We start from the raw sequence: 26,174 nt of genomic DNA on the forward strand, positions 1-26,174 counted from the left end.
TGCTCCATCTTCGCAGCTTGCGTAGGATGGGTTGAGCATCGCGATACCTATCGTTCTCCTGATGGGTATCCTTCGTCAACCCATCCTACGGCAGCAGGCGGATCGCCACAAATGAGCAGTCACTCTACCTTGTCGGGTGCACCATCTCCGCTGGGATCACCCAGCGGTCGAAATCTTCCGCAGTGACATAGCCCAGCGCGATGGCCGTTTGTTTCAGCGTGCTGCCGTCGTGGTGCGCACGCTTGGCGATCTCGGCGGCGCGGTCGTAACCGATGTGCGGCGTCAGCGCGGTTACCAGCATCAGTGATTTTTCCATCTGTTCTTCGATGCGCGTCTCGTTGGCCTCGATGCCACGCGCGCAGTGCTCCTCAAAACTCGCCATGCCGTCAGCCAGCAGGCGCACGCTCTGCAGGAAGTTGTGCGCGATCATCGGACGGAACACGTTCAGCTCGAAGTTGCCGGAGGCGCCGCCGAAGTTGATGGCGACGTCGTTGCCGAACACTTGGCAGCACAGCATGGTCAGCGCCTCGCACTGCGTCGGGTTCACCTTGCCTGGCATGATCGAGCTGCCCGGCTCGTTCTCGGGGATGGTGATCTCGCCCAGGCCGGAGCGCGGGCCGGAGGCGAGCCAGCGCACGTCGTTGGCGATCTTCATCAGCGCGGCGGCGAGGGTCTTGAGCGCGCCGTGCGCTGCGACCAGTTCATCATTCGCGGCCAGCGCGGCGAACTTGTTGGAAGCGCTTGCGAAGGGCAGGCCGCTGCTGAGCTTGAGCACGGCGGCGACGCGGTCGCCAAACTCGACATGCGTATTCAACCCGGTGCCGACGGCGGTGCCGCCCACCGCAAGCTGGTGCAGCGGCCCCAGGGCGGCCGTGATCGCCGCTTCTGCATGGTGCAACTGCGCCACATAGCCGGAGAACTCTTGTCCCAGCGTCAGCGGCGTCGCATCCTGCAAGTGGGTGCGGCCGATCTTGACGATGTCGGCGAAGGCTTCGGCCTTCTGCGCCAGCGTCGCGCGCAGGGTGCGAAGCGAGGGCAACAGCCGATGCGCGACGGCGCCTGTCGCGGCGACGTGCATCGCGGTGGGGAAGATGTCGTTGGACGACTGGCCGAGGTTCACCTCGTCATTGGGGTGTACCTTGCGCGCCGTGCCGCGCACGCCGCCGAGCATCTCCGAGGCGCGGTTGGCGAGCACTTCGTTCATATTCATGTTGCTCTGCGTGCCCGAGCCGGTCTGCCACACCGACAGAGGGAACTCCTGCGCATGCTGGCCGGCGAGCACCTCGTCGGCCGCCTGCACGATGGCGTTGGCCTTCTCCTCGCTCAGCAGCCCGAGTTCGCGGTTGACCAGCGCGGCGGCGCGTTTCACCTCCGCCAGCGCGAGGACGACCTCATCCGGCATGCGCTCGCTGGAGATGTGGAAGTACTGCAGCGAGCGCTGCGTCTGTGCGCCCCACAGGTGTTCGGCAGGCACCTCGATGGGGCCGAAGGAGTCGCGTTCCGTTCTGGTGGTCATAATGTTTTTCCTATCGATAATTCAATAGCGTCATTGAACCCTACAGCTTATTTCGACACCAGTTCGCGCAGCACGAAGGGCAGAATGCCGCCGTTCTTGTAGTAGTCCACCTCGATCGGCGTATCTATACGGAGGAGGAGCGCGACGCTTTGCGAGCTGCCATCCTTACGTGTGATGGTCAGCGTCACATCCTGCTGCGGCTTCAGGTCATCGGTGATGCCGGTGATGTCGAAGGCCTCGTCGCCTGTCAGGCCGAGCGAGGCCGCGCTGTCGCCGCCCTTGAATTGCAGCGGCAGCACGCCCATGCCCACCAGGTTGCTGCGGTGGATGCGCTCGTAGCTCTTCGCGATCACCGCCTTCACGCCCAGCAGTTGGGTGCCCTTGGCAGCCCAGTCGCGGCTGGAACCGGTGCCGTATTCCTCACCCGCGAAGATGACGGTCGGCGTGCCGTCGGCGATGTGCTTCATCGCGGCGTCGTAGATCGCCATCTGTTCGCCCTTGTACAGGGTATAGCCGCCTTCGACGCGGGAACCGTCTTCCTTCGGCGGCAGCATCAGGTTCTTGATGCGCACGTTGGCGAAAGTGCCGCGCATCATCACCTCGTGGTTGCCGCGGCGCGATCCATAGCTGTTGAAGTCCTTCACCTCGACTCCCTTGCTCTGCAGGTACTTGCCCGCCGGAGTGGTGGGTTTGAAGGCGCCCGCCGGGCTGATGTGGTCGGTGGTGACGGAGTCGCCGAAGATGCCCAGCGGCTTCGCGCCCTTGATGTCACCGATCTTGCCGGGCTGCATGCCGAAGCCATCGAAGAACGGCGGGCAGGCGATGTAGGTGGAGTCGTCCCACTGGTACTGGTTGCCTGTAGAGGACTGGATCGCATTCCACAGCGGAAGGTCCTTGGTCAGGTCGCTGTAGAGCGTGCGGTATGCAGCCGGATCGGCGGCGTACTTCATCACGGACAACACCTCGTGGCTGTTCGGCCAGATGTCCTTCAGGTACACCGGTTGGCCGTCCTTGCCCGAGCCCAGCGGCTCGGTGTCGAGGTCGATGTTGACCTTGCCCGCGATGGCGTAGGCCACCACCAGCGGCGGGCTGGCCAGGAAGTTGGCCTTGATGTTGCCATGGATGCGCGCTTCGAAGTTGCGGTTGCCGGACAGCACGGCAGCGGCGATCAGGTCATTCTTGACGATGGTCTCTTCCAGCATCGCGTCGAGCGGGCCGGAGTTGCCGATACATGTGGTGCAGCCGTAGGCGGCGATGCTGAAGCCGAGTTGCGCCAGCGGCTCGATCAGGCCGGCATCGCTCAGGTACTTGGTCACCACGCGCGATCCGGGGGCGAGAGAAGTCTTGATGTGCGGCTTGACGCGCAGGCCCTTCGCCACCGCCTTTTTCGCCAGCAGGCCCGCGGCCAGCAGCACGCTCGGGTTGGAAGTATTGGTGCAGGATGTGATCGCCGCGATCAGCACGTCTCCGTTGCCGATCTCGACGGGCGGCAGCATCTCGTCCGGTGTCTCGCAGCGCACCGAGGCGGTGGGGTGCTCGTCGGTCATCGCCATTTCGGTGCGGTATTTGGCGTTATCCATAGCTCCGCCGCCGGAGACCGGGACGCACACGGTGTTGCTGCGGTCCGGCAGGGCGGTGGTGTAGCGCTTGTTCAGCTCGGATGCGGGCTTGTTGAAGCCGTTCTCCGCGACGGGCTTGCTGAACAGCGTGTTGAAGGTCTCCTTCATCGCGGACAGCGCAACGCGGTCCTGCGGACGCTTCGGGCCGGCCAGCGACGGCTGGATGGTGGCGAGGTCGAGCTCCACCACGCTGCTGTAGTCGATGTCGCCGGCCTGCGGGATGCCGTACAGGTTCTGTGCCTGGAAGTAACTCTTGAATGCGTCCACTTCTTCGTCGGTGCGGCCGGTGTAGCGCATGTAGTCCACCGTCACGTCGTCGACCGGGAAGAAACCCATGGTCGCGCCGTATTCCGGCGCCATGTTGGCGATGGTGGCGCGGTCGGGCAGGGTGAGGGCGGCGGTGCCTTCGCCGAAGAATTCGACGAACTTGCCGACGACCTTCTGCTTGCGCAACAGTTCGGTGACGGTCAGCACCAGGTCGGTCGCGGTCACGCCTTCGCGCAGTTTGCCCTTCAGGTGCACGCCGACGACGTCAGGCGTCAGGAAATACACGGGCTGGCCCAGCATGCCGGCTTCCGCCTCGATGCCGCCCACGCCCCAGCCTACCACGCCGATGCCGTTGATCATGGTGGTGTGGCTGTCGGTGCCCACCAGGGTGTCGGGATAATAGACGTCTTCCTTCTGCTGCACGCCGCGCGCGAGGTATTCGAGGTTGACCTGGTGGACGATACCGACGCCGGGGGGCACGACCTTGAACGTATCGAACGCCTGCATGCCCCATTTCATGAACTTGTAGCGCTCGTTGTTGCGCTCGAATTCCAGTCCCATGTTGAGCTTCAGCGCGTCGGGGCGGTTGTAATAGTCGACCTGCACCGAGTGGTCCACGACCAGGTTCACCGGCACCAGCGGCTCGATGATCTTGGGGTTCTTGCCCTGTTTCGCAGCGGCATCGCGCATCGCCGCGAGGTCGGCCAGCAGCGGCACGCCGGTGAAGTCCTGCAGCACGATGCGCGCGACCACGAAGGGGATCTCTTCGGTGCGCGCCGCGTTCGGCTGCCAGTTCGCCAGCTGGCGCACATGCGCCTCGCTCACCTTCTTGTCGTCATAGTTGCGCAGCACCGCTTCGAGCACGATGCGGATCGAGACCGGCAGGCGCGAGATTTTGCCGATACCCGCGGCTTCCAGCGCGGGCAGGGAATACAGCGTGCCCTGGCGGCCGGAGGCGAGGGTGAATGACTGGCGGGTATTGAACAGGTTGTGCGACATGGCAAACTCCGAAGTGGCGGGACAAAATAAGGGCGCAATTATAAGAGGTTGTGTGCCGGCCTTGTATCCGGATTTGCACTTATACGGCCGGTGCGGCCGATTTTCCTTGCGATTGTTTGAGAGGGACCCCGAAGCAAGGGTTTTGGGTTAGCATTGCAGGAACGTTTTGATTTACCTGATATTCAGTCTTGCCCACCTTCTGGAATATTTCGCTGGTCTGGCTTTTCATCCCGGTTGTACTGATCGATTTGTTTGCCATGCTATTTCACGAGCAGCTAATGCGTGGGCGGCTTGAAGCGTCGCTGCAGCTGGAGTACGAAAAGTGATAATGAAGCTATTGATGCGCCACATGGCGTCCATCCTCTGTGTCTTGTTGCTGGCAGGCCTGTGTCAGCCGGTTCAGGCCGCAGACCGTGAGGTTCGCATCGGCGTGCTGTCGTTCCGTGAGCTGGAACTGACCCGCCAGCAGTGGCAGCCTACCGCCGATTACCTGAATGCCAACGTGCCCGGCTATCGTTTCAGCATCGAGCCGATGTTCTTTCCGCAACTCGATGCCGCGGTGAACCAGCACCGGTTCGATTTCATATTGACCAATCCGGAGCACTATGTCGAGACGCGGCTGGATCATGGCCTGGCCGCGATCGCCACCCTGATGCCGGTTGCGGAGGGGCACCCGGTCAGCAGTTTCGGCGGCGTGATCTTCACCCGCGCCAACCGTGCCGATATCGTCGATCTGGCGGACTTGCGCGGCAAGACGGTGGCTTCCCCCAGCGAACAATCCCTGGGCGGTTACCTGATGCAGCGCTGGACGCTCTTCGGGCAGGGGATGGCGATCGCTGACATCGGCAAAATGAGGTTCACCGGCATGCCGCAGGACAAGGCGGTGATGGATGTGCTGGACGGGAAAGCGGATGCCGGTTTCGTGCGTACCGGCATACTTGAGAGCATGGCGCGCGAAGGCAAGCTCCGGCTCGATCAGGTCAGGGTGCTCAATCTCCAACAGAAGCGGGCGTTCCCGCAACTTTTGTCCACCGAGCTTTACCCGGAATGGCCTTTTTCGGCGACGCCAGAGACTTCCGATGCGTTGAGCAAGATCGTGATGCAGGCATTGCTGAAGATCGCGCCCGAAGACGAAGCTGCTCGTGCCGGCAAGTACTATGGTTTCACTCCGCCCGGCAATTACGCACCGGTCGAGGCGATGATGCTGCGGCTCGGGGTACTGCGGGGGAGGGTGCACGATTTCGATTGGCGCGATGTGTCGCGCAAGTACGCATTCCCGCTGCTGAGCAGTGCGGCAGCACTGCTGCTGGCAATGCTTGCTACGGCGATCTACCTCGGGCGCAACTACCGTCATTTGCGGCGCACCTACCGGGAGCGCGATCAGCTCGCGGTCGAATTGTCCGAAGCCAACGCCACGCTGGAACAGAAGGTCGCGCAGCGAACCCGGCAGCTGCAATCCAGCGAGACACGCTTCCGCCAGATGTTCGAGCACCACGCTTCGCCCATGCTGCTGATCGATTCGGACAGCGGCAGGATCGTCGATGCCAATCTTGCCTCGGCAGAATTCTATGGCTACACGATGGAGCGGATGCGGCAGATGAACATGTCGCAGATCAACACGCTGCCGGCGGGCAAGATCGCCGAAGACCGTGACAGGGCATTGCGTGGAGAACGCAAACATTTCATCTTCCCGCATTGCCTGGCCAGCGGTGAGTTGCGCGTGGTGGAAGTGCATTCCTCGCCGGTCGAAGTGGAGGGGAGATCTCTGCTGTTCTCAATCGTCCACGACATCACCGAGCGTCATGCCGCCGAGGCCAAGCTGCGCCTGCGCGATGCCGCCCTCAATGCGGCGGCCAATGCCATCATCATCACTGATACCAGTGGAGAGATACTCTGGGCCAACGAGGCATTCACTGCGTTGACCGGATATGCCAGCGGCGAAACACTGGGACGCAAACCCAAGGAACTGATCAAGTCCGGCATGCAGGACCAGTCCTTCTACGAGACGCTCTGGAAAACGGTGCTGTCCGGGCATACCTGGCACGGCGAATTGGTTAATCAGCGCAAGGACGGCTCGCTGTACAACGAAGAAATGACCATCACTTCCCTGCGGGACGAAAGCGGGAAGGTCGCCTATTTCATTGCGGTCAAGCAGGATATCTCTGAGCGCAAGCATGCCGAGGCGCAGATGCACGACCTGGCGTTCTACGACCCGCTTACCCATTTGCCCAATCGCCGTCTGCTGCTCGACCGGCTGGGCAAGGCCCTGGTTGCGTCCAGCCGCAGCCGCACCCACGGCGCGCTGATGTTCCTCGATCTCGATCACTTCAAGAAGCTCAACGATATCCACGGGCATGACATCGGCGACTTGCTGCTGGTTGAAGTGGCGCGGCGCATCATTGGCTGCATCCGCGAGCAGGATAGCGCCGCCCGTTTCGGCGGCGACGAATTCGTCGTCATGCTCGAAGACCTCAGTCAGAGCGTGCAGGAAGCCGCACAGCAGGCCGAGTCCGTTGCGGAAAAGATCCGTGCCGCCTTGGCGCAGCCCTATCATCTGAGGCGAACTTCTGCGACGGGCGATAGCGAGTCCATCGAGTATTCCTGCACTTCGAGCATCGGTTTGTCGGTGTTCTGCGATCGCGACAACAGTGTGGAAGAACTGCTCAAGTGGACCGACATGGCGATGTACCAGGCCAAGAATTCCGGGCGCGATGTCATCCGTTTCTTCGATCCCGACATGCAGGCCGCCATCGAGGCGCGCGTGGCGATGGAGGAGGAATTGCGTGCCGCCCTGGAGAATGGGCAGCTACGCCTGTATTACCAGGTTCAGGTCGACAACTCGCGCCACGCACAGAGTGCGGAAGCCTTGCTGCGCTGGGCGCATCCGCGGCGCGGCTTGATTCCTCCGATGCAGTTCATTCCGCTGGCCGAAGAGACCGGCCTGATTCTGCCGATCGGGCACTGGGTGCTCGATACTGCCTGTGCGCAACTGGCGAAATGGCAGGCGGATCCCGCGGCTCGCCACCTGACGCTGGCGGTCAATGTCAGTGCGAAACAATTTCGCCAGGAGGATTTCGTCCAACAGGTGACCGCTGCGGTGGAGCGCCACGGGATCAATCCGCTGCTGCTGAAACTGGAACTGACCGAAAGCACGGTGCTGGAGAATACCGATGATGCCATCACCAAGATGAGCGCTCTGAAAGAGTATGGCGTGAAGCTGTCGCTGGACGATTTCGGTACGGGATACTCGTCTCTGTCGCACCTGAAACGGCTGCCGCTGGACCAGATCAAGATCGACCAGTCCTTCGTGCGCGACGTCACCACCGACAATGGTGATGCCGTGATGGTGATGACCATGGTGGATCTCGGCATGAACTTCGAGGTGGAGGTGATCGCCGAAGGCGTCGAGACCGAGGAGCAGTTCAAGGCCTTGCAGCGCTATGGCTGCGCTAGTTTGCAGGGATACCTGTTCAGCAAGCCGGTGCCGATCGAACAGTTCGAGGCATTGCTGCATCAGGGAAAAAGACGCCAGCTCTGATTGATCGGCGTGGATAAATTTATCCGCATACAGAATGCCTGTGTGGATATAATCCGCTTATGCCGTATGGTTTTTGAATAGATAGAAATCTGGTCAAGGCTGTGGGAGAGGGGATGAGCAGAACGGACATGATGCGTTATCTTCCGGCTGTGGAAGATGCCGCTATCGACGAGGTGCTGACGGAATGGCGTTCGCGTTATCCGCAACTGGGCATATGCGCCTTGCTGAGCGAAGCGGAAAAAGACCGGGTCGCTGTGCTGCAGTCGGTTTGCGCGCGACATCGGGTGCCGCTGGCCGGAGGGATATTCCCCGCGCTGGTCGACAACGGCGAGTTCCATGCCACGGGCGTCTGTCTGCTGGCCTTCGAACAGATGCCCTATACCGCCCTCTACGAAAACCTCCCGACGGATGCCGCAAGTGTGGAACTCGCCGTGACCGGGATTGCTGCGGGCATACGGGGGCAGATCGACCACACGCCGGACGTCACGCTGTTCATGCTGTTCGACGCCATGGTGCCGAACATCAGCACCTTCCTGGACAGCCTGTACCTGCAACTGGCGAACCGGGTCCACTATGCCGGCGCGAATGCCGGCAGCGAGACGTTCCAGCCCATGCCCTGCCTGTTCGACGGCGAGCGCATCGTCCAGCACGGCGTGCTGGTCATGCTGCTCAAGCCGCATAGCGGCGCGATCCTCGAACATGGCTACCGCGCCCCCGACCATACCGTGTATGCCACCTCCACCGAAGGAAACCGCATCGCACAGATCGACTGGCGGCCGGCCTTCGAGGTATACCAGGAACTGGTGCGCGCGCAGTATGGCGTCGAGATTACTGCGGAGAACTTCTATCAGCATGGCGTGCATTTTCCCTTCGGCATCGTGCGGGCCAACCATCACGTGCTGGTGCGCATCCCGGTGATGCTGGGCGAGGACGGTTCGCTGTTCTGCGTCGGCGAAGTGCCGCCGAACTCGGTACTCACCCTGCTGGAGCGCCCGTCGGTGGACACCAACCAAACCTTGCAGACCCTGGTCGACGGCCTGCGTGCGCTGAACGGCGATCTCTCCGATGCGGAACTGCTGCTGTTCTACTGCGCAGGACGGCGCCTGCATCTCGGCAACGAGACCGCGACCGGGGAGTTGCAGGAACTGCAGCATCGCCTGGGGGAAAACCAGATCGCCGGCGCGGTCTCTCTTGGCGAGATCGGCGGCTCGACAACTTGGGGATACCCCCTGTTCCATAACGCCACCCTCGTGGCATCGCTGTGGCATAGGGGCTAGCGCTTGGAACGCCAGCATATCCTTCCCATCATGTATGACCTCGCCGTCGTGATCGGCGGCGAGACCAGCCTCAAGCCCTTGCTCGACCGCACTCTGCAGCGCCTGCTCTACTACACCTCGTTTCCCGCCGGGTTCATCTGCCTGGACATTCCGGATTGCAGCGACGAGGTCGGCGAGATGTCGGTGCGCATCGATGCGGCGGTGGGCGACTACGACCTGCTAGGTCTGGTCGGCAAGGAGGTGAGCCTGCCGCGGGCGCTGCTGTGCGGCAGCGCCGTGCGCGAAGCAGACCACCCGGCCTTGCTGGCGGCGCTGCCAAGCGCTCATGCGCACTATAAGTCGTATCTCAGGCTGCCTATCGACGGCCGCGGGGTGCTCATCCTGCTTGCCCAGCAAATGCCGGAAACCCAGTTGCCGCTGGAGCAGATGCTGCAGCCGGTGATGGCACTCTTGTCCAAGGCCATCCTGTTGTGCCGCAGCAGCGATGCTTATGCGAAGAGCCTGATCGAGGCGCGGGATCATGCCGAGGCCCAGGTGCACCAGCTCGCTTTCTATGATCCGCTCACCGGGTTGTCCAACCGACGCTTGTTGATGGACCGCCTGAAGCAGGCTTTTGCGTCGAGTGCACGCTCCGCCCGGCATGGCGCGCTGCTGTTCCTCGACCTGGACAACTTCAAGACGCTCAACGACACCAAGGGGCACGACATCGGCGACTTATTGCTGATCGAAGTGGCGGAACGCCTGAAGTCGTGCGTGCGCGAAGGGTACACCGTGGCCCGCCTGGGCGGCGACGAGTTCGTGGTGGTATTGGAATCGCTGAGTGCGCTTGCAGCCGAGGCGGCGGCACAGGCGGAACTGGTCGCCGAGAAAGTGCGAGACAAGCTGAACGAGCCCTACATGCTGAAAGAGCATATTCACTACACATCCCCGAGCATCGGTATCGTGATGTTCAGGGGGCATCAGGACAGCCTGGACAATTTGCTCAAATATGCCGACAGCGCCATGTACCAGGCCAAAACGGAAGGGCGCAACGCCATCCGCTTTTACGATCCCGAGATGCAGGCTGCCATCGAAGCGCGCGCCGACATCGAAGATGAGCTGCGCCAGGCTCTCGACAAGCAACAGTTCCGTTTGCACTACCAGATCCAGGTGGACAGCCTGGGCCGCCCGCTGGGCGCGGAAGTCCTGTTGCGCTGGGAACATCCAGTCCGCGGCCTGGTTTCTCCTGCGCAATTCATCCCGCTGGCCGAAGACACCGGCCTGATCGTGCCGATCGGATTGTGGGTGCTGCAAACCGCCTGCGCACAACTCAAGGCATGGCAGCAAGATGCCATGACGCGCGACCTGACGTTGGCGGTGAACGTCAGTGCGGGGCAGTTCCGTCAGCCAGACTTCGTGGCACAGGTACAAAGCGTGCTGCTGGAAAGCGGGGCAAAGCCATCATTGCTCAAGCTCGAATTGACCGAGAGCATGGTGCTGAAGAATGTCGAAGACACCATCACCAAGATGCGCGAGATCAAGCTGCTCGGCGTGAGTTTCTCGATGGACGACTTCGGCACCGGCTATTCATCGCTGCAATACCTCAAGCGTCTGCCGCTGGACCAGATCAAGATCGACCAATCGTTCGTGCGCGACGTCACCAGCGATCCCAACGATGCCGCCATCGTGCAGACCATCATCGCGATGACCCAGGCATTGGGCCTGAACGTGATTGCCGAGGGGGTGGAGACTGCAGCGCAGCGGGACTTTCTGGACAAACACGGCTGCCACGCCTTCCAGGGCTACCTGTTCAGCAAGCCGGTCCCGCTGGAGCAGTTCGCCGCGTCGTTGCGCTAGAGGCAGAGCAGGGCGCTGCCATAGGCCGCTTCCGAATGCGCCGCCGTGCTGACCGGCACGCCCAGCAGCCTTTCTCGCATCTTCCTCCATGCTTCGTTCTTCGCGCCGCCGCCGTTAGTGATCACGCGACTGAGCGGCGGCGCGCCCAGTTCGGCTAGCCTTGCATAACCCGCCGTTTCAATGCGGCTTAACCCCTGCAGCATCCCGTGCAGGAATTGCGTATCGTCTGCGGGGCGCGGTGCCGTGCGCGGCGCGAGTCGCGGGTCGTTGATGGGGAAACGCTCGCCCGGTTTCGTCAGCGGGTAATAGTCCAGCGGGCTGTCATGCATGGGGTCGATCCGGGCGCTCAGTTCGGCGATCTCGGCGTCGTCGAAGAACTGCCGCAGCACGCCCGCCCCGGCGTTGGAGGCGCCGCCCACCAGCCACAGGTCGCCGTAGCGGTGGCTGTACACACCGTACTTGGCCGCCTCGATGCGTTTTGCCGAGAGTTGCTTCAGCACCAGCGTGGTGCCAAGCGAAGTCACGCCAATGCCGGTCCCGTTCACGCCGGCCGCGATAAAGGCCGCGGTGCTGTCGGTGGTTCCCGCATGGATGAGGCATTGCGGCGCGACGCCGAAATGAGCAGCGATGTCGGGGCGGATGGAGCCGATGACCGCCCCGGGCGCGAGCACTTCCGGCAGCAGGTGGATGTGCGGCAGCGTCATCACCCAGTCCGGCCAGCGCAGGCGCTCCACGTCGTAACCGGTCTTCAGCGCGTTGTGCCAGTCGCTGATACCTGGCTTGCCGCTCAGCAGTGCAGTGAGCCAGTCGGCCTGGTGCAGGAAATACGCCGCATGTTCCACCTCTGGCTGCTGCGTCAACCACAGGAACTTGGCGAGGCCGGATGTCGCGCTGCACCCGGCGTGTGCAGCGGGTGCAATGCTTCTGAGTTGCTCGGCCTGCGGTTGCGCACAGGCGTCGTTGTAGAGCAGGGCGGGGGAATGCGGGACGAGATTCTTGTCGCAGAGCAGCACCGTTCCGGAAGTCCCGTCGATGGCGATGCCGCGCAAGCCTGCGGCGATGTCCCGCGGCAGCGCGCCCAGCAGACCATGCAGCGCAGTGCGCCAGTCCAGCGGTGTCTGGTTGTCCGCATCCGGGTAGGCGATGCGCTGTTCCCAGACGACGGACCTGTCCTCGCGAATGACGCAGGCGCGCGCGCCGGAGGTGCCGAAGTCGAGGCCGAGGAAAAGGGGCATGAGCGTTTAAAGTCGTATGTGCTTGTGAAGGCCGGAATATACCAAAACAAAAAATGCGGAGTGGCACGGTATTGCCGATTTGGAGCCGGAATCATTGAGCTTCGATGAAGGAGGCGGATTGTTGCGTGCTATCATCGCGCGCCATGAAAACCCAATCCGATTCCCTACACCGTTTCCTGTTTGAACATGCGCCGATCCGTGGCGAGCTGGTGCATCTGGATGCCTCTTGGCGTGGCGTGCTGGAACGCCGCGACTATCCGCCGCTGCTGCGACAGATGTTGGGGGAATTGTGCGCGGCAGCCGTGTTGCTGGCGGCTACGCTCAAGCTGGATGGCTCGCTCGTGCTGCAGATACAGGGGCGCGGCGCGATCAAATTACTGGTGGTGGAATGTAGCGGAGACCTGAAGCTGCGTGCTACGGCGAAGTGGGAAGGCCCATTGCATGGCGGCTTGCCTGAGCTTGTCGGGGACGGGCGTTTCGTCATCACCCTCGACCCCAAGAATGGCAAGCAGGCGTACCAGGGCGTCGTGGCATTGGAAGGGGAAAGTGTCGCGGAAATATTGCAGAACTACATGACCCGTTCCGAACAATTGGAAACGCGGTTGTGGCTGGCGGCGGACGATCATGCGGCCTCAGGCATGTTGCTGCAGAAGCTGCCGGAACAGGCAGAGGAAGATGCCGATGCCTGGTCGCGCGTGGCCCAATTGGCCGACACACTGCGTGACGATGAGTTGCTGCAGTTGCCTGCGCTGGAGTTGCTGCGCAGGCTATACCACGAGGAGACTGTGCGGTTGTTCGAAGTGCAGCCGGTCTCTTTCGGCTGTACTTGTTCGCGCGACAGTGTCGCGCAGATGCTGCGGATGCTCGGGGAGGAAGAAGTCGAGACGCTCCTGTCCGAACGGCAGACCATAGAGGTGCATTGCGAATTCTGCAATCATCGCTACGAATTCGACAAGGTCGATGCGGCACAGCTGTTTGCCGCGGCCGTTCCCGTTGCGGCCAGCGAAACCCACCACTAGCGCATGGGTGGCTGCGCAGCCACCCACCTGGCGATTTAAACCTATCCCCTGGTGTTCGACTGCGTGCTGAACTGGCTGAGTTCGACGAAGGGGGCAGGCTGCCAGCCCGCCTTGCGGTGTTCGGCCACCACGTTGGTGAAGATGCCGCCGCGCACGTAGAACTTGGCGGTCAGGCGCATGAATCTCGGATTGGTTGCGGCGACCAGGTCGTCGAGGATGCGGTTGGTGACGTCCTCGTGGAAATGGCCTTCCTCTCGGAACGACCACATGTAGAGCTTGAGGCTCTTCAGCTCGACGCATTGCTGGTCGGCGATGTAGTCGAGGATCAGCGTGGCGAAGTCCGGCTGGCCGGTCTTGGGGCACAGGCAGGTGAATTCGGGGATCTCCATGTGGATATGGTAGTCCCGGCCGGGGTTGGGATTGGGGAAGGTTTCGAGGGTCTTGTTCGGTTGTGTGGTCATGTTGGTATGCCTGTCCGGTTCGGTTAGAATGGTGCGCATTATAAAACGTTGTGGCTGCCAAATTGCGTCTTACCCAGATCAAACTAGCCGGTTTTAAGTCCTTCGTCGATCCCACGCACATTCCGCTGCCGGGTCAGATCGTGGGCGTCGTCGGGCCGAACGGCTGCGGCAAGTCCAACGTGATCGACGCGCTGCGCTGGGTGCTGGGCGAATCCAAGGCCTCGGCGCTGCGCGGCGAGACCATGCAGGACGTTATCTTCAACGGTTCCAGCAAGCGCAAGCCGGTGTCGCGCGCCAGCGTCGAACTGATCTTCGACAACTCGCTGGGCAAGGCGGCCGGTCAGTGGTCCACCTACGCCGAGATCTCCATCAAGCGCGTGCTGCAGCGCGACGGAGATTCCAGCTACTACATCAACAACCAGCATGTCCGCCGCAAGGACATCACCGACATCTTCCTCGGCACCGGCCTCGGGGCGCGGGCCTACGCCATCATCGAGCAGGGCATGATCTCGCGCATCATCGAGGCCAAGCCCGAGGAACTGCGCATCTTCCTCGAAGAGGCCGCGGGTGTATCGAAATACCGCGACCGCCGCCGCGAGACCGAACTGAGGCTGGGCGATACGCGCGACAACCTGCTGCGCGTGTCCGACATCCTGCAGGAACTGGACAAGCAGCTGGTGCGCCTGGGCGAGCAGGCCGAGGTGGCTAAGCAATACCGCGCGCTGGAAGCGCAGCGCAACACCAGCCAGCAGCTGTTCTGGCTGGTGAAGAAGCAGGAAGCCGAGTCGCAGCGCGTCCGCCATGTGCAGTCCACCGAAAAGACCCGCAACGAGCTGGAAGCCGAGACCGCACGCCTGCGCGAGATCGAGAGCCGCCTGGAAGCCGTGCGCGCCGGGCATTACCAGCTTTCCGACGCGGTGCACGTCAAGCAGGGCGAGCTGTACACGGCGAATGCCGAGATCGCGCGGCTGGAGCAGCAGATCAGGCACGTCGCCGACCAGCGCCAGCGCCTGACGCAGCAGATCGCCAACACCAAGCGTCAGATCGAGCAGCAGCAACACCAGCGCCAGGGCGTGCATGCGCTGCTGGACCACTGGCAGCGCCAGCAGGAGGGGGCGGTCGTCCAGCTGGCGGAAGCCGAGCAGCATGCGGAAGCGGAAGGTGCCAGCCTGCCGCAGGCCGAAGAGGCCGCGCGCGCCGCACAGGAACGCTACAACACGCTGCAGCGCGAGCAGATGCAACTGCAACAGCAGCTGCAACTGGCTGACACACAGCGCGAGCACCTGCAGCGCACCATCCAGCAGATGGAATCGCGCCGTTCGCGCCTGTTGATGGAGAAGGACAACCTGCCGCGTCCCGATACCGGCGCGCTGCAGGAGGCGCAGCAGCAGGTCGCCGAACTGGAGATCGAGCGCGCGGAGCAGGTGGAGAAGCTGGCGCAACTGCAGGAGCAGTTGCCGCTGGCCGACAATGAGCGTCGCAACCAGCGCGGCTCGCTGCAGCAGCAGGAGCGCATGCTGGCGCAGACCGAGGCGCGCCTGCATGCCCTGCAGCAATTGCAGCAGCGGCTCGACAACGACCAGAAGCTCAACGCCTGGTTGCAGCACCACCAACTCGACAAGCTGCCACGCCTGTGGCAATCCATCCGCATCGAGAGCGGCTGGGAAGACGCGCTGGAAGCGGTGCTGCGCGAACGGCTGAACGCCATCGCCATGCCCGGGCTGGCCGATGCCGCCGCTTGGAGCGATGCGCCGCCCGCGAAGCTGGCGCTGTTCGCGCCTGACGATGCTGCGCAGGTTTCCGGTGACGTTCCCGCGCAACTCACCCCGTTGCTGAACTACGTTGAATGCCAGGATGCGCGTGTACTGCCCGCAGTGCGCGACTGGTTGACGCATGTGTACGCGGTTGCGGATGCGGCCGAGGCCTATACGCAACGCGCGCAGCTGCCCAAGGGCGGCTGGTTCGTCACGCCGCAGGGCCATCTGGTCGGCGCGCACAGCGTGCTGTTCCATGCGCCGGACAGTCAGCTGCACGGCGTGCTGGCGCGCCAGCGCGAGATCGAGAAGCTCGAACAGGAGCTGGCCGAGCAGACCAAGGGCGCGGAATACAGCCGCGAGCAGGTGGCACAGGCCGAGCAGCGTCACCAGTCCATCGAGGTACAGATTCCGCCGTTGCGCAGTGTGGGCAACGAGTTGCAGCAGCGTCTGCACGGTCTGCAGATGCAGATACTCAAGCTGAACCAGGCGAACGAGCGCAGCGCGGAACGCAGTGCGCAGATCGAGAGCGAGATGCAGGAAGTGGCCGAGATGATGCTTGGCGAACAGCAACAGCAGCAGGGCGCGAACGAACAGATGGCGATCCTGCGCGAGCAGATCGCCGAGTTCCGCGAGCAGGTCGACGAGGCGCAGCGCCAGGCGAGCGCGCAGGACCTCGCGCTGCGCGACCAGCGCAGCCGCGCGCAGCAGGCGCAGCATGCCCTGCAGGAGGCTCGCTTCTTCGCCAAGACCTGTACGGAGAAGATCGCCGACCTGCAGCACAACACCCAGCAGATCGCCGCGGCGCTGGCTCAGTTCGAGCTGGATCTGGGCCAGCTGCACACCGACCTGGAAGGCAGCGAGGACGAAATCGCCAAGGAGCAGCTGCAGGCCGCGCTCGAAGGGCGCGAGGGCTACGAACAGGCACTGGCCGAGGCGCGCAATATCCTGGAGAACGCCACGGTCGAACTGCACAAGCTGGAACAGGAACGCCTGGCCTGCGAGCACAAGCTCAATCCGCTGCGCGAGAAGCTCAGCGAACTGACGCTCAAGGAACAGGAGGCGCGGCTGCATTTCGAACAGTGGGCCGAGCAGCTGCAGGGCGTGGACGAACAGGCCTTGTTGCCGCTGCTGGAGTCCGGCAACAACAAGCCGGGCGCGCTGCAGAACGAACTCAATCGCCTGAATGCAGGGATCGAGGCGCTAGGCGCTGTGAACCTCGCCGCGCTCGAGGAGCTGCAGGCGGCGACCGAGCGCAAGACCTACCTCGATGCGCAGGCGGCCGACCTGAACGAGGCGATGGCCACGCTGGAGGATGCGATCCGCCGCATCGACAAGGAATCGCGCGACCTGCTGATGGATACCTACAACCAGGTCAACCAGCACCTTTCGGAGATGTTCCCGGTGCTGTTCGCGGGGGGAGAGGCGCGCCTGGTGCTGACCGGCGAGGAGATCCTCGACAGCGGCGTGCAGGTGATGGCGCAGCCGCCGGGCAAGAAGAACAGCTCGATCCACCTGATGTCGGGCGGCGAGAAGGCGCTCACCGCGATCGCCTTGGTGTTCTCGCTGTTCCAGCTCAATCCCGCGCCGTTCTGCCTGCTGGACGAGGTGGACGCGCCGCTGGACGACACCAACACCGAACGCCTGTGCGCGCTGATCCAGAAGATGGCTCAGCACACCCAGTTCATCTTCATCAGTCACAACAAGATCACCATGGAGATGGCCAAGCAGCTGGTCGGCGTGACCATGCAGGAGAAGGGCGTGTCCAAGGTCGTCGCCGTGGACATCGAGGAGGCGCTGCGCATGCGCGACGAACAGGTCGTCGCTTAGCGCTCACCTTGGTTTACTTGCACCAGTTTTTGACTGATTCCTGAGCCTTGGCGATGCGCTGCTGGCGTTGGTCGTCTTCAAGGTAAGAGTATTCTCCCTGAGCATCAATTTCCGTTATTCGCCTCCCTTCCTGTAGGGTGCGCAAGCTCTGCTGAGCTTCGGCGCAGTTGGCTTTTTCGGTTTCCTTGTTGGCTTGTTCCTTGGCGGCGCGGTCGGCGGCTTCCTTCTTCGCCTGTTGCGCCTTCTTCAATTCCGCTTCGCGTTCCGCGATGGTCTTGGGGCCGGCCGGTGCACTGGCTGCGGTCGCGCCGCTTGCCGGAGTTGTGTTCGCCGGCGCCGTAGTACTTTCAGGTGTCGTTGCACTTGGGCGCAGTGTTTTCGCCTTGACGTTGGCGGGGGGCGGCGCATCAGAATAATGCACCTCGCCTTTCTCATCCACCCATTTGCTGAGTGCGGCAAATGCGGTCGTGCTGGAGAGCAGCAACAGGATCGTCAGGTATCTCTTCATGGCATAGGCTCCTGAGTAGGATGATCAAACGGAATGTGCGCGAAAGTCTAGCACAGAAGGCTAGCCGGACGTCTTCAGCAGCGCCAGCACTGCGCCGCTGCCGCCTTCCTGCGGCGGCGCGTCGCACCAGGCCAGTACGCGCGGATGCTGCGTCAGCCAGTGGCGCGTCAGCTTGCGCAGCACCGCCTCGCCGCCACGGCTGTTAATCCCTTTGCCGTGTACCACCAGCACACAGCGCGCCTCGTGCTGCATCGCCTCGTGCAGGAATTCCTGCAACAGCTTGCGCGCCGCGTCCGTGTTCAGCCCGTGCAGGTCCAGCCTGTCCTGTACCGGCCAGAAACCGCGCCGCAGCTTGCGCAGGGTCATGCGCGACAGGCCGTTGCCGAGGTATTCGTCCGCCGTCTCTTCAGGAGCGAAGTCGGACAGCATGTCGGGGATGGCGTCGGGAACGGCGGTGCTGTGCCGGAACGGCTTGCGCGGCGCGGCTTGCGGAAGGATGCAGTTCTGTTGCGGCAGCGGCTTCACGTCGCCGACTGCCGCGCGGAACAGTGCGGCATCGTCGTCGGTTTCTTGTAGCGGAGGTAAAGACCTCTTCACAACGTTACGAGCGAAACTGAGACAAGGCGAAAAAGGCCGAGAAACCGGAGTTTGCTGTTGGCAAATGAGGATTTCGAGGCATTTTTTAACGCCGTATCAGTGAGCGCAGTAGTTGTGTAGAGGTCTTTTCAAATCTTGCCGATGGAGGCGAGATAACGATCCGCATCCAGCGCCGCCATGCAGCCGGTCGCCGCGCTGGTGCAGGCCTGGCGGTAGATCTGGTCCTGCACGTCGCCCGCCGCGAACACGCCGGAGATGCTGGTTGCCGTGGCGTTGCCGTTCGAGCCGCCGCGCGTGAGGATGTATCCGTTGTCCATCTCCAGCTGGCCGGCGAAGATGTCGGTGTTGGGCTTGTGGCCGATGGCGATGAACACGCCCTTGAGCGTGATGTCCTGTTTTTCGCCGGACTGTACGTTCTTGATGCGCATGCCGGTCACGCCGCTGGCGTCGCCCAGCACTTCGTCCAGTGTGCTGTTGAGTTGCAGGGTGATCTTGCCTTCCTTCACTTTTTCCATCAGGTGGTCGACCATGATGCGCTCGGCGCGGAAGGTGTCGCGGCGGTGCACCAGCGTCACGTGGTTGGCGATGTTGGCCAGGTACAGCGCTTCTTCGACGGCGGTGTTGCCGCCGCCGATCACCGCGACCTCCTGGCCGCGATAGAAGAAGCCGTCGCAGGTCGCGCAGCCCGAGACGCCGCGTCCCATGAATTCCTGTTCCGACGGCAGGCCGATGTATTGCGCCGATGCGCCGGTGCAGATGATCAGCGTGTCGCAGGTGTAGCTGCCCGAATCGCCGACCAGCAGGAATGGCTTCTGTTGCAGCTTGGCGGTGTGGATATGGTCGAAGATCATCTGGGTATTGAAGCGCTCCGCGTGCTGTTGGAAGCGTTGCATCAGTTCCGGCCCCTGCACGCCGTTCGGATCGGCGGGCCAGTTGTCCACCTCGGTGGTAGTCATCAACTGGCCACCCTGGGCGAGGCCGGTTATCAGCACGGGGTTCAGGTTGGCGCGCGCGGCATACACGGCAGCGGTATAACCCGCCGGGCCGGAGCCGAGGATGATGAGGCGATGGTGCTGGGTGGTCTTTTCCATGATGCGGACTTTCATTTCGGATTTAAGTTAACTGGCGAAATTTAACAGCGACGCGCCGGACTGTCGAGTTAAAATGCGGCCATGATCCGCCTCGTGTTATTCCTCCTGTTGTTGTGTCCTCTAGCCGCCCCTGCGGCCGAACTTCCCGGTATTCCCCAGTTCATCGACGAAATGGTCGCCAGGCACCAATTCAAGCGCGACGAGCTGGAAAAGGTGTTCGCCCGCGCGCAGTACCGCCCCGCGATCATCGAGGCGATCTCGCGCCCGTTCACCGTCAAACCCTGGCTGGAATACCGTGCCGCCTTCGTGAACCAGAAACGCATCAAGCTCGGGCTGAAATTCTGGGAGAAATACCCCCTCACGTTGCGCCGTGCCGAGAAGAAGTACGGGGTGCCGCAGGAGATCGTCGTTGCGCTGATCGGCGTGGAGACCATCTACGGCGAAAACATGGGCAATTACCGTGTGCTGGACGCGCTGACCACGCTCGCGTTCGATTATCCGCGCCGGGCCGAGTTCTTCCGCGGCGAACTGGAACAGTACCTGCTGCTGTCGCGCGACCAGGAGTTCGACCTGCTCGATACCCGCGGCTCCTATGCGGGCGCGATGGGCATCCCCCAGTTCATGCCCAGCAGCTACCGCAAGTATGCAGTGGACTTCAACGGCAACGGCAAGACCGACCTGCGGCATGAGGCGCGGGACGCCATCGGCAGCGTGGCGAACTACCTGCAAGGCTATGGCTGGATCAAGGACGCGCCGGTCGCGGTGCGCGCGCAGGTGAACGGTGCGATCGGCCCCGGCGAAACCGCCACGCCCCGCACGCTGGCGGCCTGGGCGGCGGCGGGCATCGTGCCAGAAGGCAAGCTCCCGCCGGAGACGAGCGCGCGCCTGATCGAGTTCACCGTGGGTGAGGGCAAGGAATACTGGCTCGCGTTCAACAACTTCGACGTCATCACGCGCTACAACAACAGCGACTTCTATGCGATGACGGTGCTGCAGCTGGCAGAGGAAATAAAGAAAACGCGTCGCTAAGCCTTGTCCGATCCTTCACGGAGCGTGTGTTAGGTTGGTGGCTGTTGAAAAACGTCGCGAGGATGGTCATATGCAAGGCGCACGGAACGGAGCGACCGAGACATACCTTGTAGGTAGGCGAGGAAGCGAGTACCGGGCAACGCCGCAGATGACCACCGCAGTAGTTTTTACTAGTTCGCCGAAGTGACCCGGCGCGCGCCGTTATAGCGGCTGCGCCAGTAATCCTCGCGCATGCTGGTCACCATGATCGCCCGGCCGCTGCTGGGAGAATGCACGAAGCGCTCCTCTCCGACATAGATGCCCACATGCGAGAACGGCTTCTTGCGCGTATTGAAGAACACCAAATCGCCGGGACGCAACTGGCCGGTCTCGAGATTCACCCCCACTTGGCTCATCTCGTGGCTGGTACGCGGCAGTTTCATCCCCAGCGTATTCAGGTACACGTGCTGCACGAAGCCGCTGCAGTCGAAGCCGTTCTCGGCCGAATTGCCCCCATAGCGATAGGGCGTATCGGCGAGGCTCATGGCATAGAGTGCGACCTCGTTCGTATCCCCGCCGGAAGCGCGTTCCGGGGAATGGCTGGGCGTGGCGCAGGCAGCGAGCAGCAGGGCGAGGAGGGTAAGGGCGAGGCGTTGCATGGTGCGCAATTTACGGTAAAGTGCCTGCATCTGTAAAGGAAGAATAGCCATGAAAAAACTCCTCATTAGCCTTGCTCTGTTGTTGCTTTCAGCCCCTGTCTGGGCGGAGCTGGAAGTCATCGAACTCCGGCACCGCAGCGCGGAAGAAATGCTGCCCATCGTCCGCCCGCTGCTGGACAAGGAAGATGTCGCCAGCGGCATGAACAACCGGCTCATCCTGCGCGCCTCGCCCAAACGCATAGCCGAGATCAAGAAGCTGCTGGAGAGCCTCGACTCCGCGCCGCGCCGCCTGAGGATCACCGTGATGCAGGACGTCGACAGTGACACCATCGCGCGCCTGACCGAAGTCTCCGGCAGCGTCGGGGTGGGCCGCGATGCGCGCGTCACCGTGCCTGGCAGCGGCGATACCGGCGGGCTGAACGTCGAGGCTGGGCGCGGACAGGACAGGGTGCGCGCGAGGGTGTACTCAACCCGTTCGCTCGAGACCGACCGCAAGACGCAGCAGATGCAAGTGCTGGAAGGCAACCGCGCGCTGGTGAGCAGCGGCCTGAGCGTGCCCGTGCCGGTGCGCCAGGTGATTCAGCGGCCGTGGGGCACCGAGGTCGTCGAAACCACCGAATACCGGCAGGTGGAAAGCGGCTTCTATGTGCTGCCGCGTATCAGCGGCGACCGCGTCACGCTGGAGATCAGCACGCAAAACGATGCTCTTGCGCCGGGTGGCGGCGCCTACCCGACCACGCGCACGCAGCAGACCTCGAGCACCGTTTCCGGCCGCCTCGGCGAATGGATGGTAGTGGGTGGGATAGGTCGGGGTACGAACAACGACAGCAACACCATCTCCACCCGCAGCGCGGCGCGCTCTCAGGAACAGCGCAACGTGCTGATCAAGGTCGAAGAGATGGAATAAAGCGCGTTTTCGATCCGGTTGCCAAAAGAAAAGGGCAACCCTCGAAAGGGTTGCCCTAGTTCTTTGGGGGGGGCGTGCTAGTTGCGGACGCCTTCCGGCAGGGTGATGTTCAGTTCCAGCACTTCGTAATCGCCGTGCTTTTCGAGCTGGACCTTGAAGCTGTCGCGGTCGATGTGGATGTACTTCGCGATCACCGCCAGGAGTTCTTCCTGCAGGGCAGGCATGTAGTCCGGAGTAGCCGCGCCGCGCCCCGCGCGTTCGTGGGCGAGGATGATTTGCAGACGTTCCTTGGCGACGGAGGCGGTCTTCTTTTCGTTGCCGCGCAGGTAGTCGACCAGGCCAGAGATCATGGACATGTTAGCGGCCTCCCAGCAGACGTTTGAAGAATCCCGATTTTTCGGCGGTCAGGAAACGCATCGGCACTTCGTCGCCCATGAATCGGGCCACCACGTCCTGGTAGGCCTCGGCCACGTCGGCCTTTTCCAGATGGATCGCGGGGGTGCCCGAGTTGGATGCCTGCAGCACGGATTCCGATTCCGGGATCACGCCGAGCAACGGGATGCGCAGGATTTCCTGGATGTCCGTCACGGACAGCATCTCGCCCGCGTCCACGCGCTTGGGGTCATAGCGGGTCACCAGCAGGTGTTCCTTCACCGGCTCCAGCCCTTCGACGGCGCGCTTGGACTTCGCCGCGAGGATGCCGAGGATGCGGTCGGAGTCGCGCACCGACGACACTTCCGGATTGGTCACCACCAGCGCCTCGTCGGCGTAATACATCGCCGTGAACGCGCCGGACTCGATGCCCGCGGGCGAGTCGCACACGATGCAGTCGAAGCTCTCCTTGAGTTCGTTGATGATCTGCTCAACGCCTTCGAGGTTGAGCGCATCCTTGTCGCGCGTCTGCGAAGCGGGAAGGATGTACAGGTTGTCGCAGTTCTTGTCCTTGATCAGGGCCTGCTTCAGCGTCGCCTCGCCGTTGATGACGTTGATGATGTCGTACACCACGCGCCGCTCGCAGCCCATGATGAGGTCCAGGTTGCGCAGGCCGACGTCGAAGTCGATGACGACTGTCTTGTTGCCGCGCAGGGCGAGACCGCTGGAGAAGCTGGCGCTGGTGGTGGTCTTGCCCACACCGCCCTTGCCGGAGGTAACTACGATGACTTTAGCCACGTTTCAATCCCTGAAAAAAAGATGCGTGATTTTACACGCAAAGCGCCGTACAAAGAACCTAGACGGCTAACGGTTCGAGAATCAGGCGAGAGCCGTCGAGGCGCACCTGCGCCGGCTTGCCGCGCACGTTCTCCGGCACCCCGTTCTCGAACACCTGGAAGCAGCCGGCGATGGAGATCAGCTCCGCCTCCAGCTTATGCACGAAGATGCGCGCATCCTGGTTGCCGTGCGCGCCTGCGAGCGCGCGGCCCCGCAGCGGGGCGTAGATATGGATGTCGCCGTCGGCGATCAGCTCCGCGCCGGCGTTGACGATGGCGAGCACCACCAGGTTCGCATCCTTGGCATAGATGCGCTGGCCGGTGCGCACCGGTTTGTCGATCACCATGGTGGGCTTCAAGGCTGGCGCAGCGGGCAGGCTCTCCGGTTGTGGCGCTTCGGCCTGGCTTGCAGCGGGAGCCTGGGCGGGCTCGTCCTCTTCCGGCGCTGCTTCCAGTCCCGGAAGTTCGGGCTGTTTCGTGGGCGCCGGGAGAGGGGCTTCGGCGGGCGCCTCGGGGACTGCCTCGGTTTGCTGCGGCGCTCGGCGCGCCGGGGCGTCGGGAAACAGTCCCAGTCCCGCCTTCACCGCGGTGTCGCGCTGCTCCTGCGAGCCACCCAGCACCCCCGCCGCGCGCATGCCGTGCGCGCCCATGAATGCCACCAAGCCGGCGATGTCCGGTGTGACGCCGGAATCGGCGATGGGCGTGAGCCCCAGCACCACCGGCGTTTCGGTGAAGAATCCGGGCGCCTGGGTGAGGCGCGCCTCCAGTTCGCTCTTGAATCTGTCCATGTCGGTCGTGTGGACGTGGAGCACGAACAGGGGGAAATTGGCGTTCTTGATCTTAAATGCGGGTTCTGCGCGGGTCATTTGGAGGTACGTTAGGGCGGCTTTGTCATGCCGCGGGTTGTTATACGAAAGGGCGGGAGTCTAACGATGCGCTTCCTGATTTTCAATCGGCATGCGCGGGGCGTCGTTTTTGCAGGGAGCACAACGTGCTGATTAACGTTGGAAGTAACTCGCTGCCGGAGTTGCGCAGCGATGGAGGGAATCCAAGGCACAGCTTTAGGCGGTCGGGTTAACTGAAAGGTTAGGTAATACCTTGTGGCAGATTCACTTGATTAACCTTGGCTTTGCAGTGGTCATGAATTGATAGTCGCTATATTTTTCCGGTTTCGATTCAGTCCACAGCCGAACCATCTCGGCGCTTGGTGGATTAAAGATGTCAATTCCGTATTCAAGTAATTTCTTGCGGTATTTGGATTTTGTTCTGTCACTATAGTGTTCGGCTGGGTCGGCCCCAGAAATCCAAAGAAGTGCAGCTATAACCAACCTGCTTGATTTTTCGCCATCCTTGATTGACTTGATGATGCTTCTTGGATGGTTTTCGGGGTAATCTGGGTCTGCTATATCAACCCATTCTTTTAGCTCGACAACTTCAAGTCTGTGGTTCTCTTTATGGAGCCACGCGTGGTAGAACTCTCTGGCTTCATTTGGCGTTTCAAATGAAATGGCCTTGCGAAAGGAGCACATTCTTTTGTTCGTCGATAAGTAAATACCTTCGTCAAAAAAATAAGGCCACGACTCAAATTTCAAAGGGTCGTATACGCCAACGTAAAAGAATGATTTTAATATTCTCATGGGGAGCCAATGCGAGCGGGCGTATTACCTGTGTAGTCTAATGTTTGAGGTAACCGGCCGCCGGAGCGCGAAGCGCGGAGCAGCTTGCAGGCGGTTCGGTTGGCCGAGAGGTTAGCCATTGGCATGTGCATAGGGCTCCAAAGCAAGGGTCTTCCAGCAAAGCGCCAGATCGCAGTAGGTTCCGAGTGCGGTAACCCTTTCGTTTTTCTCAACAACGTGATCTGGGTAGATTAGTCCTGTATAGAGCCCTACGAGAAGGAAACCGGTCGGAGTTTCTACGAAGACAGGGCCTCCGGACATACCGCCAGCGCCGGTGCTATCCAACAAGATTTCTCTCTGGCGCCCCTCAATTCGCGTGGCTGCGATGTGGCGCGTAAGCACTATTGGCGTTGGCTGGCCCATGCCGAGAGCGCTATAGCCATATGGAAATCCAACGACGAAGACTTGATCACAGGGGCAAAGCAAGCTTTCTAAACAGCGACGTTCGTCGACCACTTGCACTTCAGATACGTTAAGCGTGGCGGGGAGCTTAACCTTTACGGCATCGTGCCAAAAAGGGACACGCAGCCCAATTGCATTTAGGTCTGGTTGCGGAGTGTCTTGCTTGTCTTGATACCAGAGTGGCTCAAACGGTGTGTTGTGATTCTTATAGAGAGGAACAATCAGCTCCTGATTGCCCCCAACGACAGTCACACCAGGTTGCCTGTTCTCGGAGTTTTGTAACGTTACCTTCAGCGCTGCGCGATTAGGGAGTTGGTTGCGAATGCGCAAGTTGTGCATGTCGAAACCGGTTACAACGTGCCAGCACGTGTAAAGGAAGTGGTATTCGCCTTCGCGACGAATAAAGCCGCTTGCAAATGCTCCTTTTATCGGCTGACCATCCCAGTCTAGACATTGGATGTGCACGCCCTTAAATGGCAGTTCGAATTTCTGGAAATGTAATGGAGGATCGATCACGACAGATGGCTAACGTTTGACATAAGGGACTGGCCTTAGCCAGTCCCGTTTGATGGATGGGTTAGAGCTCATTTTCACTCGACAGGAAGGGGCATTGATCTTTCCCCATAATACTATTTGGAGAGTACCAATAAACGCTGAGCTTGATGCTACGGCCTGTGAAATATCGGCATACTAATTGAGTTTGCTGAGCTTTCCCTAAGTCGCCCCACTCAGGTAAAACATAAATTTCCCCAGGCTCCACCTTTGTT

General features: G+C 61.7%; 20 protein-coding genes. 7 read left to right on the forward strand and 13 right to left on the reverse strand.

What is annotated here, in order from left to right; genetic code table 11:
* Positions 1 to 124: 124 nt before the first annotated feature.
* Positions 125 to 1,516, reverse strand: a complete 1,392-nt coding sequence (fumC, locus tag FGKAn22_RS05135) for a class II fumarate hydratase (protein ID WP_212786900.1) — start codon at positions 1,514 to 1,516, stop codon at positions 125 to 127.
* Between the two features lie 47 nt (positions 1,517 to 1,563).
* Positions 1,564 to 4,401 carry an aconitate hydratase gene (locus FGKAn22_RS05140; protein WP_212786901.1) on the reverse strand — a complete coding sequence of 946 codons (2,838 nt, stop codon included), beginning with the start codon at positions 4,399 to 4,401 and terminating at the stop codon, positions 1,564 to 1,566.
* A gap of 328 nt (positions 4,402 to 4,729) precedes the next feature.
* Here FGKAn22_RS05140 and FGKAn22_RS05145 point away from each other — a divergent pair, with 328 nt between their 5' ends.
* The 3 genes from FGKAn22_RS05145 to FGKAn22_RS05155 all read left to right on the forward strand — a co-directional run bounded on the left by FGKAn22_RS05145 (position 4,730) and on the right by FGKAn22_RS05155 (position 11,052).
* A complete protein-coding gene (locus FGKAn22_RS05145; RefSeq protein WP_212786902.1) occupies positions 4,730 to 7,939 on the forward strand; it encodes an EAL domain-containing protein in 3,210 nt (1,069 codons plus the stop codon).
* 113 nt (positions 7,940 to 8,052) lie between these two features.
* Positions 8,053 to 9,216, forward strand: a complete 1,164-nt coding sequence (locus FGKAn22_RS05150; RefSeq protein ID WP_212786903.1) for an FIST signal transduction protein — start codon at positions 8,053 to 8,055, stop codon at positions 9,214 to 9,216.
* Between the two features lie 30 nt (positions 9,217 to 9,246).
* Entirely contained in the window at positions 9,247 to 11,052 is a 1,806-nt protein-coding gene (locus FGKAn22_RS05155) for a putative bifunctional diguanylate cyclase/phosphodiesterase (protein ID WP_212787154.1), read from the forward strand.
* Here FGKAn22_RS05155 and FGKAn22_RS05160 read toward each other — a convergent pair.
* Positions 11,049 to 12,287, reverse strand: coding sequence for an FGGY-family carbohydrate kinase (locus FGKAn22_RS05160; RefSeq protein ID WP_212786904.1), 1,239 nt, complete (start codon positions 12,285 to 12,287; stop codon positions 11,049 to 11,051). The genes FGKAn22_RS05155 and FGKAn22_RS05160 overlap by 4 nt on opposite strands.
* A gap of 143 nt (positions 12,288 to 12,430) precedes the next feature.
* Here FGKAn22_RS05160 and hslO point away from each other — a divergent pair, with 143 nt between their 5' ends.
* Entirely contained in the window at positions 12,431 to 13,306 is an 876-nt protein-coding gene (gene hslO / locus FGKAn22_RS05165) for an Hsp33 family molecular chaperone HslO (protein WP_212786905.1), read from the forward strand.
* 41 nt (positions 13,307 to 13,347) lie between these two features.
* Here hslO and queF read toward each other — a convergent pair whose 3' ends face one another.
* Positions 13,348 to 13,767: a preQ(1) synthase gene (gene queF / locus FGKAn22_RS05170; RefSeq protein WP_212787155.1), complete on the reverse strand. Its 420-nt coding sequence runs from the start codon at positions 13,765 to 13,767 to the stop codon at positions 13,348 to 13,350.
* A 62-nt stretch (positions 13,768 to 13,829) separates the two neighbouring features.
* On the opposite strand from queF, the gene smc reads away from it, so the two are divergent.
* Complete coding sequence (gene smc, locus FGKAn22_RS05175; RefSeq protein ID WP_212787156.1) at positions 13,830 to 17,351, forward strand: chromosome segregation protein SMC; 3,522 nt, start codon at positions 13,830 to 13,832, stop codon at positions 17,349 to 17,351.
* Between the two features lie 13 nt (positions 17,352 to 17,364).
* On the opposite strand, the gene FGKAn22_RS05180 is transcribed toward smc, so the two are convergent.
* From FGKAn22_RS05180 to trxB, 3 genes are all read right to left on the reverse strand, one after another.
* Positions 17,365 to 17,859 carry a DUF4124 domain-containing protein gene (locus tag FGKAn22_RS05180; protein ID WP_212786906.1) on the reverse strand — a complete coding sequence of 165 codons (495 nt, stop codon included), beginning with the start codon at positions 17,857 to 17,859 and terminating at the stop codon, positions 17,365 to 17,367.
* 60 nt (positions 17,860 to 17,919) lie between these two features.
* The gene (locus FGKAn22_RS05185) at positions 17,920 to 18,456 is read right to left on the reverse strand and encodes a Smr/MutS family protein (protein ID WP_212786907.1); all 537 of its coding nucleotides are present in this window, start codon (positions 18,454 to 18,456) and stop codon (positions 17,920 to 17,922) included.
* Between the two features lie 128 nt (positions 18,457 to 18,584).
* The gene (gene trxB / locus FGKAn22_RS05190; protein WP_246487462.1) at positions 18,585 to 19,562 is read right to left on the reverse strand and encodes a thioredoxin-disulfide reductase; all 978 of its coding nucleotides are present in this window, start codon (positions 19,560 to 19,562) and stop codon (positions 18,585 to 18,587) included.
* A gap of 78 nt (positions 19,563 to 19,640) precedes the next feature.
* Between trxB and mltB the strand changes: the two genes are divergently transcribed.
* A complete protein-coding gene (gene mltB / locus FGKAn22_RS05195) occupies positions 19,641 to 20,576 on the forward strand; it encodes a lytic murein transglycosylase B (protein ID WP_246487463.1) in 936 nt (311 codons plus the stop codon).
* 170 nt (positions 20,577 to 20,746) lie between these two features.
* Here mltB and FGKAn22_RS05200 read toward each other — a convergent pair whose 3' ends face one another.
* Complete coding sequence (locus FGKAn22_RS05200; protein WP_246487464.1) at positions 20,747 to 21,265, reverse strand: C40 family peptidase; 519 nt, start codon at positions 21,263 to 21,265, stop codon at positions 20,747 to 20,749.
* Between FGKAn22_RS05200 and FGKAn22_RS05205 the strand changes: the two genes are divergently transcribed.
* On the forward strand, positions 21,264 to 22,121 hold the full coding sequence (locus tag FGKAn22_RS05205) for a secretin N-terminal domain-containing protein (RefSeq protein WP_212786909.1): 858 nt from the start codon (positions 21,264 to 21,266) through the stop codon (positions 22,119 to 22,121). The genes FGKAn22_RS05200 and FGKAn22_RS05205 overlap by 2 nt on opposite strands.
* 77 nt (positions 22,122 to 22,198) lie before the next feature.
* On the opposite strand, the gene minE is transcribed toward FGKAn22_RS05205, so the two are convergent.
* From minE to FGKAn22_RS05230, 5 genes are all read right to left on the reverse strand, one after another.
* On the reverse strand, positions 22,199 to 22,477 hold the full coding sequence (gene minE, locus FGKAn22_RS05210) for a cell division topological specificity factor MinE (protein ID WP_212786910.1): 279 nt from the start codon (positions 22,475 to 22,477) through the stop codon (positions 22,199 to 22,201).
* 1 nt (position 22,478) lies between these two features.
* Entirely contained in the window at positions 22,479 to 23,291 is an 813-nt protein-coding gene (gene minD, locus FGKAn22_RS05215) for a septum site-determining protein MinD (protein ID WP_212786911.1), read from the reverse strand.
* A 58-nt stretch (positions 23,292 to 23,349) separates the two neighbouring features.
* Positions 23,350 to 24,195, reverse strand: coding sequence for a septum site-determining protein MinC (gene minC, locus FGKAn22_RS05220; RefSeq protein ID WP_212786912.1), 846 nt, complete (start codon positions 24,193 to 24,195; stop codon positions 23,350 to 23,352).
* 243 nt (positions 24,196 to 24,438) lie between these two features.
* Positions 24,439 to 24,966, reverse strand: coding sequence for a hypothetical protein (locus FGKAn22_RS05225; protein ID WP_212786913.1), 528 nt, complete (start codon positions 24,964 to 24,966; stop codon positions 24,439 to 24,441).
* A gap of 111 nt (positions 24,967 to 25,077) precedes the next feature.
* The gene (locus FGKAn22_RS05230; RefSeq protein ID WP_212786914.1) at positions 25,078 to 25,923 is read right to left on the reverse strand and encodes a trypsin-like serine peptidase; all 846 of its coding nucleotides are present in this window, start codon (positions 25,921 to 25,923) and stop codon (positions 25,078 to 25,080) included.
* Between the last annotated feature and the right edge of the window lie 251 nt (positions 25,924 to 26,174).

The sequence above is a fragment of the Ferrigenium kumadai genome (assembly GCF_018324385.1).
Classification (GTDB): domain Bacteria; phylum Pseudomonadota; class Gammaproteobacteria; order Burkholderiales; family Gallionellaceae; genus Gallionella; species Gallionella kumadai.